At 53.7% G+C, this 14,183-nt stretch carries 14 protein-coding genes and 1 pseudogene; all 15 read left to right on the top strand.

Annotated elements, in window-relative coordinates:
- Positions 1-31 precede the first annotated feature (31 nt).
- A complete protein-coding gene (locus tag HCN83_RS15865; protein WP_168009053.1) occupies positions 32-982 on the top strand; it encodes a ribose-phosphate diphosphokinase in 951 nt (316 codons plus the stop codon).
- Positions 983-1,075: 93 nt separating this feature from the next.
- Positions 1,076-1,723, top strand: coding sequence for a 50S ribosomal protein L25/general stress protein Ctc (locus tag HCN83_RS15870; RefSeq protein ID WP_168009055.1), 648 nt, complete (start codon positions 1,076-1,078; stop codon positions 1,721-1,723).
- Between the two features lie 199 nt (positions 1,724-1,922).
- Positions 1,923-2,480: an aminoacyl-tRNA hydrolase gene (pth, locus tag HCN83_RS15875; RefSeq protein ID WP_168009088.1), complete on the top strand. Its 558-nt coding sequence runs from the start codon at positions 1,923-1,925 to the stop codon at positions 2,478-2,480.
- Between the two features lie 118 nt (positions 2,481-2,598).
- Entirely contained in the window at positions 2,599-6,141 is a 3,543-nt protein-coding gene (gene mfd, locus HCN83_RS15880) for a transcription-repair coupling factor (protein WP_425483637.1), read from the top strand.
- Between the two features lie 35 nt (positions 6,142-6,176).
- Positions 6,177-7,058 (top strand): annotated as a pseudogene (locus HCN83_RS18485) (oligosaccharide flippase family protein); the annotation flags it as partial.
- Between the two features lie 171 nt (positions 7,059-7,229).
- Positions 7,230-7,715, top strand: a complete 486-nt coding sequence (locus tag HCN83_RS18490) for a polysaccharide biosynthesis C-terminal domain-containing protein (RefSeq protein WP_281351759.1) — start codon at positions 7,230-7,232, stop codon at positions 7,713-7,715.
- A 13-nt stretch (positions 7,716-7,728) separates the two neighbouring features.
- Complete coding sequence (gene mazG, locus HCN83_RS15895) at positions 7,729-9,201, top strand: nucleoside triphosphate pyrophosphohydrolase (protein ID WP_168009063.1); 1,473 nt, start codon at positions 7,729-7,731, stop codon at positions 9,199-9,201.
- Positions 9,198-9,458 (top strand): S4 domain-containing protein, encoded by a 261-nt coding sequence (locus HCN83_RS15900; RefSeq protein ID WP_168009065.1) that lies wholly within the window; start codon positions 9,198-9,200, stop codon positions 9,456-9,458. The genes mazG and HCN83_RS15900 overlap by 4 nt, the downstream gene beginning before the upstream one ends.
- A gap of 76 nt (positions 9,459-9,534) precedes the next feature.
- Positions 9,535-9,921: an FtsB family cell division protein gene (locus HCN83_RS15905; RefSeq protein WP_168009067.1), complete on the top strand. Its 387-nt coding sequence runs from the start codon at positions 9,535-9,537 to the stop codon at positions 9,919-9,921.
- A 79-nt stretch (positions 9,922-10,000) separates the two neighbouring features.
- The gene (locus tag HCN83_RS15910) at positions 10,001-10,375 is read left to right on the top strand and encodes a S1 RNA-binding domain-containing protein (RefSeq protein ID WP_168009069.1); all 375 of its coding nucleotides are present in this window, start codon (positions 10,001-10,003) and stop codon (positions 10,373-10,375) included.
- A gap of 111 nt (positions 10,376-10,486) precedes the next feature.
- Positions 10,487-11,248, top strand: coding sequence for a threonine/serine exporter family protein (locus HCN83_RS15915; protein WP_168009071.1), 762 nt, complete (start codon positions 10,487-10,489; stop codon positions 11,246-11,248).
- A gap of 38 nt (positions 11,249-11,286) precedes the next feature.
- Positions 11,287-11,736 carry a threonine/serine exporter family protein gene (locus HCN83_RS15920; protein ID WP_168009073.1) on the top strand — a complete coding sequence of 150 codons (450 nt, stop codon included), beginning with the start codon at positions 11,287-11,289 and terminating at the stop codon, positions 11,734-11,736.
- The gene (gene tilS / locus HCN83_RS15925; protein WP_168009075.1) at positions 11,720-13,066 is read left to right on the top strand and encodes a tRNA lysidine(34) synthetase TilS; all 1,347 of its coding nucleotides are present in this window, start codon (positions 11,720-11,722) and stop codon (positions 13,064-13,066) included. Before HCN83_RS15920 ends, tilS begins: the two co-directional genes overlap by 17 nt.
- 16 nt (positions 13,067-13,082) lie before the next feature.
- Complete coding sequence (hpt, locus tag HCN83_RS15930; RefSeq protein ID WP_168009077.1) at positions 13,083-13,622, top strand: hypoxanthine phosphoribosyltransferase; 540 nt, start codon at positions 13,083-13,085, stop codon at positions 13,620-13,622.
- A 70-nt stretch (positions 13,623-13,692) separates the two neighbouring features.
- On the top strand, positions 13,693-14,183 hold a 491-nt coding region (locus tag HCN83_RS15935; RefSeq protein WP_205774707.1), incomplete at its 3' end, for an ATP-dependent metallopeptidase FtsH/Yme1/Tma family protein.

Consider the following 14,183-nt stretch of genomic DNA (forward strand, 5'->3'; position numbering starts at 1 on the left):
CGATGACTAGATAACAATGGAGGGCATTTGGATGGCTCAGTATGCAGACAACAAGTTAAAAGTATTTACGCTCAGCTCCAATCCGGACCTGGCATATGAAATCACGGAAAAGATCGGCGTACCGTTAGGGAAAAGCTCCGTGCAGCGCTTCAGTGACGGAGAAATCCAGATCAATATTGAGGAAAGCATCCGCGGCTGTGACATTTACGTCATCCAGTCCACCTCCTCACCGGCGAATGAACATATCATGGAGCTTCTCATTATGATCGATGCCCTGAAGCGTGCTTCGGCAAAAACGATTAACGTCGTGCTGCCTTATTACGGCTATGCCCGTCAGGACAGAAAAGCCCGCTCCAGAGAACCGATTACGGCTAAGCTCGTTGCCAATCTGCTTGAGACAGCGGGCGCAACCCGTGTCATCACGCTGGACCTCCATGCGACACAGATTCAAGGCTTTTTTGATATCCCGGTTGACCAGCTCGTTGGTGTACCGATTCTGGCAGATTACTTTGAAGCCAAGCAGCTTGACGATATTGTTGTCGTGTCACCGGACCACGGCGGCGTCGTACGTGCCAGGAAGATGGCGGACCGTCTGAAGGCGCCGATCGCCATCATCGATAAGAGGCGTCCGAAGCCGAACATGTCTGAAGTGATGAACATCGTCGGAAACATTGAAGGGAAGACAGCGATCATTATCGATGATATTATCGATACAGCGGGGACGATGACGCTTGCAGCTAACGCGATGATCGAAAACGGAGCAAAGGCTGTCTATGCGTGCAGCACCCATCCGGTTCTTTCCGGTCCGGCAATCGACCGCATCCAAAATTCGCAGCTGGAAGAGCTTGTCATCACCAACTCCATCCCGCTTCCGGACGAAAAGAGAATCAGCAAGATTAAGCAGCTGTCGGTGGCACCATTGATCGCAAAAGCGATCGTGCACGTGCATGAACAGCGTTCTGTAAGCCGCTTGTTTGACTGATACGGCATCTCCCCTTGAAAAAAGACGTTTCATTGTTCTATAATTGGGGAAGGTGCATTTAGGATCTGAAAAAACTATTGAGGTGATTTTGAGATGGCTACTGTATTGAAAGCCGCGGTAAGAGAGGATCTTCGCGGATCCCGTCTAACAAAAATTCGTCAGCAGGGAAATATCCCGGCTGTTGTGTATGGTAAGAAATTCGGAAGCAAGGCTGTTTCCGTGAATTCGATCGATTTCATTAAGACAATGCGTCAGGAAGGTAAAACAGGCGTATTTAAGATGGACATCGACGGTACAAAGACAGACGTTATGATTTATGACCTGCAGTATGACACGCTGAAGAACGAAGTTGTGCACGTGGACTTCTACGCTGCAGACATGAATGTGGAAATGGACGCAGACGTACCGGTTTCCCTCCTCGGGGAAGCACAGGGCGTAAAAGACGGAGGCGTTCTGCAGCAGGCTGTATATGAGCTTTCTGTACGTGCCCTTCCGCAGGAGCTCCCGGACCAGATCGAAGTGGACGTGGAGAAGCTGGAAGTGAACGATTCTCTGTCTGTCAGTGACCTGACGGCCGGTGAGAAGTATGAATTTAACAATGACCCGGACGAGGTTGTCGTTTCCATCACGCCTCCGGACGAAGAGCCGGAAGAGCCGGAAGTAGAAACAGACGAAGAGCCGGAGCTTGTTGACGCTGAAGAAGACGAAGCATCCGAAGACGCTGAAGAAAAGAGCGAATAACACGAAAGACAGGTTCTAAACAACGCCTGCACGTGGAGAAGCCGGAAGCCTGCCTTCAGCCGGATTCCGGCTTCGACACATATATCCTCCACGATGCCGTGGGGGATTTTTTTAGGCAACGCGAAGGAGGAACAGGATGAAGTTACTGGATAAACTGTTCCGGCGCAGAAAACAGGAAGAGCATGAAGGAGCAACGAGCATGAAACTGATCGTCGGACTGGGGAACCCCGGCCGCAAGTACGAACGCACCCGCCACAACATCGGCTTCGATGTGATCGACCGGCTGCAGGACAAATGGTCGCTTGACTTGAACGAACAGAAGTTTAAAGGTGTGTATGGAGTGGAAAGGAACGGTACGGAGAAATTATTCGTGCTAAAGCCGCTTACCTACATGAATTTGTGCGGAGAATCGATCGCGCCGCTCATGCAGTATTACCAGATACCGATTGAGAACCTGCTGGTGATCTATGATGATCTGGATCTGGAACCGGGGCGTATCCGTCTGCGTCAAAAGGGCGGACACGGCGGACATAACGGATTAAAATCGATTATTCAACATACCGGCAGCAACGAGTTTAACCGGATTCGGATCGGCATCGGCCGTCCCTCACCGGGAATTCCCGTGCCGGACTACGTCCTTGGCAGATTTTCGCCGGAGGATCTCCAGAAAGTGGAGGATGCAGCAGATCGTGCTGCAGAGGCGGTGGACGCGTGGAAGGACGAAGCGTTCCTTCAGGTGATGAACCGCTTCAACTGATCTCTTTACAGCAGAAGAAAAGCATGGCGAGGGTGGGTTTCTGATGTCCGGTTCGGACGCAGGGGCTGACCCTTTTGAAGCCGTCGGGCAGGAACTTGAAGAAAAGGTGGGGAACGCGTTGAAAGGCTTTTTAGAACGGTTACAGACATCAGGAGATTTACAAAAACTGACCTCCGGCGAGGGCGACAGACTCATATCGGGAGTCACCGGTTCGTCGCGTGCAGCCGTATTGGCCTCTCTCTATGAGCAGAGCGGCGGTTCCCAGCTTGTCGTGGCACATAACCTCCTGCAGGCGCAAAAGCTTTACGATGACCTTTTGTCGTTTGTCGATGAGGAGGACGTTCATCTTTATCCGGTGAACGAGCTCATTTCAGCGGAGGTAGCTGTGGCAAGTCCGGAGCTGCGGAGCCAGCGCATGGAGGCGCTGAACCATTGGGCTGAAAACCGCCGCGGCATTATTGTCACACCGGCCGCAGGCGTCCGGAGGCTGCTGCCTCCTCCTCAAATGTGGAAGGATGCTCAGCTAAGCATCGAAACGGGCACCGACCTGGATCTGGAAGCATTGCTGACACGACTCGTTACACTCGGCTACCATCGCGAAGACATGGTTGGCGCTCCGGGTGAGTTCAGCGTGCGCGGAGGCATCATCGACATCTACCCGCTTACGGAAACGCACCCGGTGCGGATTGAACTGTTCGATACGGAAGTGGACTCGCTCCGCTTTTTCGACGTTGGATCCCAGCGCTCGCTCGAGCAGGCCGACTCGGTGCAAATCGGGCCTGCGAGAGAGATTTTACTTACAGACGACGAGTATAAGCGCGGAGCGGAAGCGCTGCAGGATCGGCTGGATACGAGCATCCGCGCAGCGCGGGAGCAAGCGGCAAAGAATCGTCTCGCCGAAAACATCGGCAGCGAGATCGAAAAGCTGAAACAACAGACTCCGTTTGAGGCACTGTATAAGTACATGTCGCTTTTGTACGAAAAGACGTATACGATTCTTGACTACATGCCGGAAGGAACACGGCTGGTCGTCGATGAACCGGGCCGGGCGCAGGAAACGATGGACACGCTCGACCGTGAAGAAGCAGACTGGCAGACGGCGATGCTTGCCGACGGGGCGATTCCGCGAAACTTGACGATGTCTGTGCCGTGGTCAGCGGTGGTGGAAGCGAAGGCTCCAAAGCTTTACTTCAGCTTGTTTGCCCGTCAGATTCAAGGGGCGGTGCTCGCAGAACATATCAATCTGCAGACAAAATCGATGCAGCAGTTTCACGGGCAGATGAACGTACTGAAAAACGAAGTGGACCGCTGGAAAAGCAATGGCTATGCGGTTCTGTTTACGTGTGCCTCTGACGACCGTGCCGAGCGCCTGAAGCGCGTGATGGGCGACTACGAGATGGAAGCGTCAATCGTGCCGCCTGAAAAACCTCCGCATCCTGGAGAAGCACGGATTACGACGGCTCAGCTCACCGCAGGTTTTGAGATGCCGCTGGAGAAAATCGTCGTCATCACGGAAGAGGAAGTGTTTACGAAAAAGACCCCGAAAAAACCGAAGCGTCGGCAGAAAATGTCCAATGCCGAGCGAATTAAAAGCTATTCCGAGCTGAAGGTCGGCGACTGGGTCGTCCATGTTAATCACGGAATTGGGAAATATCTCGGCATTGAAACGCTGGAAGTCGGCGAGATCCATAAAGACTATATGCATATTTCCTACGCAGGCAACGACAAGCTTTACGTCCCGGTCGAGCAGATTGATCTCGTGCAGAAATACGTCGGGTCTGAAGAAAAGGATCCGAAGCTCTATGCACTTGGCGGAAGCGAATGGAAGAAAGTTAAACGCAAAGTTCGTTCCTCCGTTCAGGATATCGCGGACGATCTGATCAAGCTCTACGCTGAACGCGAGCATTCCAAAGGGTACGCCTTTACGGCGGACGGTCCGGAACAGCGTGAATTTGAAGCAGCATTTCCGTATCAGGAGACAGAAGATCAGCTTCGCACCATTGAGGAAATTAAAGTAGACATGGAGCGGGAGCGGCCGATGGACCGGCTGCTCTGTGGAGATGTCGGCTACGGAAAAACAGAAGTAGCGCTCAGGGCAGCGTTTAAAGCGATTATGGACGGAAAGCAGGTCGCGATTCTCGTTCCGACGACCATTCTCGCCCAGCAGCATTTTGAAACGATCCGCGAACGGTTTCAGGACTTTCCGATTAACGCCGAGCTGTTAAGCCGATTCCGCACGCGGAAGCAGCTGAAGGAAACATCCGAGAAGCTGAAAGCCGGCAGTGTCGATATTGTTGTCGGAACGCACCGCTTGCTGTCCAAGGATGTGAAGTTCAAAGATCTCGGATTGCTCATCGTGGATGAAGAACAGCGGTTTGGCGTGACCCATAAAGAAAAAATCAAACAGCTGAAGGCGAATGTTGATGTACTGACGCTGACAGCAACGCCGATTCCGAGGACGCTGCACATGTCCATGCTCGGCGTACGCGATCTGTCCGTCATTGAAACACCTCCGGAAAATCGGTTCCCGGTACAGACGTACGTGGTCGAGTACAACGAAGCGCTTGCGCGGGAAGCGATGGAACGCGAGCTCGCCCGCGGCGGCCAGGTGTACTTCCTCTACAATCGGGTGGAGGATATCGAATCGATGGCGGACCGGGTGCAGATGATGGTGCCGGATGCGACCGTCCGTTTTGCCCACGGGCGTATGACGGAAACGGAGCTGGAATCGGTGATGATGGACTTCCTGGAAGGGGAGGCGGATGTACTTGTGACGACGACGATTATTGAAACCGGCGTTGACATTCCAAATGTAAACACGCTTCTCATTCATAACGCCGACCGCATGGGATTATCCCAGCTCTATCAGCTGCGAGGACGGGTTGGACGCTCCAACCGGATCGCATATGCGTATTTCACCCATCAGCGGGATAAAGTCCTCACTGAAATTGCCGAACAGCGGCTGCAGTCGATGAAGGAATTCACGGAGCTTGGGTCCGGATTTAAAATCGCCATGCGGGACTTGTCCATCCGCGGCGCCGGCAACCTGCTCGGTGCTGAACAGCACGGCTTTATTGCCTCGGTCGGGTTTGATCTGTATTCTCAGATGCTGAAAGAAGCGATCGACGAGCGAAAAGAGCAGATCGACGGCGGCACAGAGACCGCCAAAAAAGAAGCGCCGCCGGAGCTGGAGCTCGATATTAAATCGGACGCGTATATTCCGGAGCGCTATATTGGGGATTCCCGACAGAAGATCGATATGTATAAACGATTCCGCGCGGTAACATCGCTGCAGGAAGTGCAGGATCTGCAGGACGAAATGATCGACCGCTTCGGTGACTACCCGGAGGAAGTCGACTATCTATTCATCATCTCCCGGATTAAGCTTTATGCTGCCCGCGAAGGCATTGAAACCATTCAGGAGAAAAATCAGAACTGCCGCGTGACGCTGAGCAAAGAAGCGACGGACCGCACAGACGGTTCGAAGCTGTTCACGCTTGTCAACAAACTGTCGCGCAGCATGAATCTCAGCTATGAAAACAACCGCATTGTCATCACGATTAAAACGAAAAAGCTGGAAGACGGAGACTACTTGTCTTTATTGGAGCAGGTTATCTCCCGTCTGCCGGAAGTGAGCCGGGACGCAGAAGTGAAGGCTTAGCCGTCCGGCTGTTTGCAGGGAAGGAAGCAGACTGTATGCCTCATTCGCCGCCATCGTGGGCGAAGGGCGCCGCTTATTTATCTCTGGCTGCCCTTGCAGCCAAAGGACTGAGCGCGCTCTATAAAATTCCGTATCAGAATATGACAGGAGACACCGGATTTTACGTCTATCAGCAGGTGTATCCGCTCTACGGTGCTGTGCTTGTACTCGGAACGTACGGCTTTCCGCTCGTGATTGCCAAAGCGCTGATCGACAACGGCGGCAGGGAAGGCATCCGCCCGCTGCTGACGTTTTAAACGGCGGTCATGATCGTTCTCTTCGGACTGTGCGGAGCAGCGGTGACATTTGCAGCGCCGGCTGTCGCGGCTTTGATGGGTGATCCGGCCCTCACTGAACCGCTGCGCTGGATGGGGATTCCGTTTTTGCTGATTCCATTTGCGGCTGCGGCAAGGGGCTATTTTCAGCACGCCCATAATACGGTGCCGACCGCGGTCTCACAGGTGACCGAACAGTTTATCCGCGTCATCGTTATTCTTGCAGCTGCCTGGGCAGGCATGCAGCTCGGAAGCGTCTATACCGCTGGCGCTTCGGCGGGTATCGGTGCACTTGCCGGCGGAGCTGCAGGACTTGTCGTGCTTTGGCGTTACGCCGGTTCCCGCGCCGGGGTGCGGCCGGACTTCCGGCTTCCGGCCGGCTGGCCGGCGCTTATGCGTGACCTGCTCGTAAAAGGTCTGTACGTCTCAGCGAGCGCGATGCTGCTTATTTTGTTTCAGCTCGTGGATGCCTTTACGATCGTGCAGAGACTGCCTGAAGGTGTCGCGGCCGCGCAGGAAAAGGGTGTCTATGACAGAAGCTGGCCGCTGATTCAGTTTGGGGCGGTGGTGATCACGGTCTTTTCCTATGCGGCCCTGCCGGCAGTTGCAAAAGCATGGCCGCACGACAGCCGTACGGCCGCAGCCGAGGCCGGGAGCGCACTGAAAATATGCACCGTGTTTGGAGCGGCTGCAGCCTTTGGTATGATGGCGGTGATGCCGCTGTTAAATGTAAGCATGTTTATGGATGGAGCCGGGACGGCCGTCCTGCAGGTGATGGCCCTGGCTGTGCTGCCGGCAGCCATTTTTATGACCGCAGCGGCGCTTTTGCACGCGGCAGATCGCGCCGGCGCAGCTGCTTTGCTGCTAGCAGCCGGTTTGGTCGTCAAAGCGCTGCTGAACATTCTGCTCGTGCCTGCTGCAGGAACGATGGGAGCTGCATCGGCAACCGTCATTGCAGCGTCTCTCCTCGCAGCAGCATCTGTTCTGGCACTTATCCGAATCGGGCTGCTGGATTCGGGACCCGCCGTGTGGCTCGCTAAAACAGGCGCAGCGCTGCTCGTGATGACAGTCGCTGCCTGGGTCACCGCATCCGGTGCCGCAGAAAGCCGCGGCGCAGCTTCTTTTCAGCTGGCGTTCGTCTCTCTCGGAGGAGCAGCGCTGTTTATCACCATTATTTGGAGGCTGTCTGTTTTTACGGTGCGTGAATGGGAAATGCTGCCGAAGCTTCCCTCTCTGCTGCCGCACCGGCGTCAATCTTAAGGAGGAATTACGTATGAAACCGTCGATTACCATTATCGGACTTGGAGCAGGCGGGCTGGATCAGCTCCCGGTCGGTCTCTATAAAAAGCTGCTGCAGGCAGAAAAAGTATACATTCGCACGGCTGACCATCCAGTCGTACAAGAGCTGGAACAGGAGGGTGCTGTCTTTCACGCCTTCGATCATTTGTACGAAAAACACGCCCGCTTCGAGGACGTTTACCGGGAAACCGCTGAAACGGTGATGCAGAAAGCGAGGAAGGAAGGCGCCGTAACGTTTGCGGTGCCCGGTCACCCGCTGGTAGCTGAAACGACGGTCCAGCTGCTGCTGAGGCAGCCGGAAATTCCAGTTCAGGTGGCAGGAGGCCAAAGCTTTCTTGATGCCGTCTTTACGGCGCTGGAGATCGACCCGAATGACGGCTTTCAGCTCCTGGACGGGACAGCGCTTTACCCGCCGGACATCGCCGTCACCCAGCATGTGCTCATCAGTCAGGTCTTTGACTCCGCGAGTGCCGGGGAAGTAAAACTGTCGCTCATGGAACGCTATCCGGACGACTATCCGGTAACGGTCGTCACCGCTGCAGGTTCTGAAGCTGAATCGCTGGTTACCGTTCCGCTGTTTGAACTGGACCGGGCCGTAGCAGTCAGTAACTTAACGGCTGTTTACGTTGCGCCGATAGAAAAAGAGAGTATTCTGTACCGGGAGTTTCAGACGCTCCGAGAAGTCATCGCCACGCTCAGAGGACCGGACGGCTGTCCGTGGGATCGCAAGCAGACGCATGAATCGCTCAAGCGCTATGCAGTGGAAGAGGTGTATGAACTGCTCGAAGCGATTGACGAGCAGGATGATGACCATATTGCCGAAGAGCTCGGAGACGTCTTGCTGCAGGTGATGCTGCACGCGCAAATCGGCGAGGATAACGGTTACTTTGATATTCAGGATGTGATCGAACACGTCACGGAGAAAATGATCCGGCGCCACCCGCACGTTTTCGGCGATACGGCTGCTGCGGATGCAGAAGAAGTACTCGCGAACTGGGAAGAAATTAAGAAATCTGAAAAACAGAACGGGAGCCGGACATCGATGCTGGATGGGATACCGGCATCACTTCCCGCCTTGCACTATGCAGTGAAGCTGCAGAAAAAAGCGGCAAAGGCCGGCTTTGACTGGACTGAGGATGGGCCTGTCTGGGCTAAGGTTGAAGAAGAGCTGAACGAATGGAAGCACGATATTCAGGAGAACCGGATGGAGGCAGCGGCAGGCGAGCTCGGTGATGTGCTGTTTGCCGTTGTGAATGCAGCACGCCACCACGACATGGATCCGGAAGAGGCGCTTCGGCAGACGAACCGTAAATTTTCATCCAGATTTCGTCATATCGAAATGCGGCTTCAGGAACAAAACCTGAACGTGGAAGATCAGAACCTGGAGCAGCTTGACGTTTACTGGGAAGAAGCGAAGCAGAACGAGCGAAGGGAGGGATCCGAGTGAGAATCGATAAGTATCTAAAGGTATCGCGGCTGATCAAACGCCGGACGATGGCAAAGGAAGTGGCCTCCCAGGGCCGGGTCGAAGTAAACGGCGTGAAGGCGAAAGCCGGAACAGAAGTAAAGCCGGGTGACGAGCTGGTGATACACTTCGGCCAGAAAGTCGTCACGCTCCAAGTCGAGCGGACTGCGGAAACAGCTAAAAAAGAAGAAGCGGCCAGCTTTTATACGGTGATTTCCGAAGAAAGAGTGGAAGATTAAGACAATCCGCCCTTGTATGGGACGGATTCGTCCATTACGATAGAGAAAACGCTGTATTGGTAAAGGGGGAAGTTCGATGGACGGAAACCGGAAAACGGAAATTAAAAAGCTGACGACAGAATACATGCATCGTCAGGAAGAAATGGAAGAAAAGCGCAGCCGCCGGATGAAAGGTCTGAAACGTCGTCTCAGTGTATTTGGTGCTTTCATGCTCCTGTTTGTTATCGTTGTCTCCGTCACCCTTTATCAGCAGCACTCGGCGATACAGGAAAGTGAACGGGAAAATCAGCTGCTGCAGGAAGAGCTGGAAGATCTGCAGGCTGAAGGAAGCAGCCTCGAGGAAGAAATTGAGCTGCTCCATGATCCCGAATACATAGCGGAACTCGCGAGGCGTGATTTCTTTTTATCCAAGCCGGGAGAAACGCTGTTCCAGCTGCCGCGCAGCCAGATGAATGATGATTGACACGGGTTTCCCCGCTTCGTATAATCAGGGCACATAAGCTTCTTCATACGGAAGCAGCGAAGGAGGAACACAAGCTGACATGACAGTGGAATCGGGAAGGACCTACACCGGACGGGTGACAGGAGTGAAGCCATTTGGCGCTTTCGTCAAACTGCCGGACGGTAAAACGGGACTGGTGCATATCAGTGAAGTGGCAGAAAGCTATGTAAAGGAAGTCTCCGATTTTGTTGAGGCCGGTCAGAACGTTCAGGTGAAGGTGCTGGAGATCAAGGATGACGGGAAAATTGCGCTGTCCATGAAGCAGGCCGGCGGTGAGGCGGAAAACCGCCGCAAAAAAGAAAGTCCGGCTGCCTTTGAAGAGAAAATGAATCAGTTTTTAAAAGACAGTGAAGAGCGGCTCTCGACGCTTCGCAGTAAAACCGATGACCGGAAGCGCGGAGACCGGAGCAGATAGCAGTGCTGAAAAAGGATGTGTCCGCCTTGCGAGCAGGGCGGCGCATCTTTTCGTGTGCAGACAGAACAATTTGGCAGTTCGAAAGCTGCCGAGAGGGAAGGAGGATGCCGGATGGGTGCAAAAGCAGATAAAGTCATGGACGTCTGCCTCAGGGCAGGGGAGATCATGCTGACGTACGGAGCAGAAACATACCGTGTGGAAGAAACGATCGAACGAATGGCAAGAGCGGCAGGTTTTACGAACGTGCACTGCTTTTCAACGACGACCGGAATCTTTCTCTCGTTTGAAGAGGAAAAAGGAAACGGGGATCTGATGCAGATGGTGCGTGTCGACGACCGGATGCAGGATTTAAATAAGGTGACCGAAGTAAACCAGGTGTCCCGGGAGTTTACGGCCGGGGACATTACGGTGCAGGAAGCGGAACGCCGTCTGGAAGAAATATATGCTGCAAAAATCCAGTATCCGATGTGGCTGATCCACCTTGGAGCCGGGGTAGCAGGGGGCGGCTTTTCCTACCTGTTCGGCGGCGGCCTGTTTGATTTTATTCCGGCCTTTTTAGCTGCTATGGTGGCGAGCTTTACGCTCGTGACGATCGAAGGCTATCTTCGCGTCCGGTTCGCATCAGAAATTGCCGCTGCTTTTGCAGGGAGCTCCACTGCCATTGCTTTAGTTGTACTCGGGCTCGGCACAAACATGGATCAGATTATCATCGGGTCATTGATGCCGCTCGTACCAGGTGTACCGTTAACGAACGCAGTAAGGGATCTGCTGTCAGGCGATCTGCTTGCAGGTATGTCCCGCGGGGTGGAGGCGCTGCTTACATCGCTGTCGATTGCGAGCGGTGTTGCCCTTGCCATTTCGATTTTTCTTTAACAACGTCATTTGACACAGCATAGAGAGGAGGAGACATCGTGCAGCTACTGACGGAAATCATCTTAACATTCGCAGCGATTATCGGTTTCGGCATCATTTTCAGTGTGCCGAGACGGGCGCTGCTTCTCGGCGGCATGATCGGGGCATGGACGTGGACGGCGCTTCAGGGCAGCCTGTATCTTGGTATTACCAATGTGGTAGCGACGGTGATCGCATCGTTTACGGCCGCGGTCATTGCCCACTTTCTCGCCAGGCGTGTACAGCTGCCGGTCACAACCTTGTCGATTCCCGGTATTCTGCCGCTCGTTCCCGGAAGTCTTGCTTACTTTACGATGCTATCCTTCGTCGAAAGTGATTATATTAACGGACTGGAGTATGGAGTGGAGACGATGCTCCAGGCAGGTGCGATCGCTGCAGGACTCGTACTCGCCCTGTCTGTCTTCTCTTTCCGGAAAGGAATAGGAAACCGTTATGAGACAGGCGATTGAACCCTTCGCTTCGAGGCATAATCTGTTTGAGCCGCATGACGCTGTCATTGCGGCTGTTTCCGGAGGGGCAGACAGCATGGCCATGCTCTGGTACCTGCACCGCTACACGTTGCTCCGTCCGGAGGTTGTATATATGCATCATCACCTCCGAAGCGAAGCTGACGAGGAAGTACATTTTCTGCGCCGCTTTTGTGAGGAGCACGCGCTGGTGTTTCACGTGAAACATCTGGACGTAGCAGCTCAAAAGCGAAAAACAGGATCCGGCACCCAGGAGGCGGCGCGCGAGCTTCGCTACCAGGAGATCGACCGGCTCATGAAAGACCGGAACATTCCGCTTGCGGCGACAGCCCACCACGGAGATGATCAGGCAGAAACGCTATTGATGCGCTTCCTGAGGGGAACGCCTCGCGGAGAGGGCATTCCGGTTCGGCGCAGCCTGACGAACGGAGCGGTTATCCGCCCGCTTCTTGCTGTTTCCAGAGCAGACATTGTGCAGTTTCTGCAGCGTGAGAATGTCAGCTGGTGTGAGGACAGCTCCAACACGTCCGACGTGTACGAACGAAACCGGATCCGCATGAGCGTGATGCCTGTACTCCGGGAAGAAAATCCGCAGCTGCACCGGGCTGCCCAGGCGATGAGTGAACAGGGGGCACTTGAAGATACCTACCTGCTGCAGGAGGCAGAAAAACAGCTTTCCCGCTTTCAGTTTGCACCGGATGCTGTCCGCTTTTCTACAGTAGACTGGCAGGCGGTGCCTGCTGCTTTACAAAGCCGGGTCATTCCTCTACTATTGAACTACCTCAATCCCTTGGCGCCGTGGGGAAAGCACCATGTTACAGTGTTTCAGCGGACTGCTTCCGGCCGGGATGCGTCAGAAACCGGGACAATCGGTTCCGGCATCCAGCTGGAGCGGTCCTACTCGCAATTCGTGCTGCGGCGTTCAGAAGCGGCGGATCTTCCGGCGGAGCAGACCGTTAAACCTGGCGTCATCTGCGGCGCAGACGAGTATGAAGCCCGCGGAGAAGTGGAGAGAGCCGAAGTTACACTCCGCGCAGAGAAAGCAGCACTTCCGCTTATCATGCGAACGCGAAAAGACGGGGACCGGATTCATACGGCTTCCGGTACGAAAAAACTGAAAAAACTGTTTATTGACGCAAAAATTCCACGAAAAGAACGGGACAGGTGGCCCATTGTCGCCGACAGTCATGGTACAATATTGTGGGTGCCATTTCTTGCGGTTACTGTACCGCCGAACGGCCCGCCGGCTTCCTTGCAGGAAATACAGCTTACATTTGTTTCCGGACAGGGATTGACCGCTATACACAACTAGGAGGAATTAAATCCGTATGAACGAAGATATTTTGGAGACGCTAATTTCGGAAGAGGAAATTCAGGAGAAAGTGACCGAGCTCGGGGCCGGCCTCGCTGAAGAATACAAAGACCGCTTTCCGCTCGTGATCGGTATTCTGAAAGGCTCCCTTCCATTTATGGGAGATCTCATTAAAAAAATCGACGCCCATCTGGAATATGACGTGATGGACGTTTCGAGCTACGGTACGGGCTTCGTTTCAAGCGGCGAAGTGAAAATCGAAAAGGATTTGAATACGACGGTCAAAGGGCGCGACGTCATTATCGTGGAAGATATTATCGACAGCGGTAATACACTCAAGTATCTGACTGAGCTTTTCAGATACCGGCAGGCGAACTCCGTCAAAATCGTGACTCTTCTCGATAAGCCGGAAGGACGTCAGGTGGACATCTACCCGGATTTAACAGGCTTCACTGTCCCTGACAAATTTGTAGTGGGCTACGGCCTGGACTATATTGAACGGTACCGCAACCTCCCATACATCGGTGTTTTAAAGCCGGAAGTATACGAAAAGTAAATTCGTTGTATGGCAAACAGTCGGTATGATACGATGAAAAAAGTGTATTAGATGTGGGAGGAGGACCAGGATGAATCGAATTTTTCGTAACGTCATTTTTTACTTACTTATCTTTCTCGTCATCATCGGGATCGTCAGCATCTTCCAGGCCGATCCGGACGAGACAGAACAGATAACATTTAATGAATTCCAGCAGGAGCTGGAAAATGACAATATTGAATCATTAACCATTCAGCCGACGCTGGATGTCTATGCTGCGCGTGGTCAGCTGCGCGGGGCAGAAGAAGATGAATTTTTCACGGTCAACGTGCCGGACCTTCAGGTATTCCTTGAAGAGGTGATCACCTCGGCCGGCGAGCAGGGCATTGAGGAGCTCGTGATTGAACAGGCGGATGAGCCGAGCGGCTGGGTAAACGTCATGATCGCGATCATCCCGTTCGTTATCATCTTCATTCTCTTCTTCTTCCTTCTGAGCCAGGCTCAGGGCGGCGGAGGAAAAGTGATGAACTTCGGCAAGAGTAAAGCGAAGCTCGTCAGCGAAGATAAGAAAAAAGCCCGCTT

The organism is Alkalicoccus luteus (assembly GCF_012034335.1).
GTDB lineage: Bacteria > Bacillota > Bacilli > Bacillales > Salisediminibacteriaceae > Alkalicoccus > Alkalicoccus luteus_A.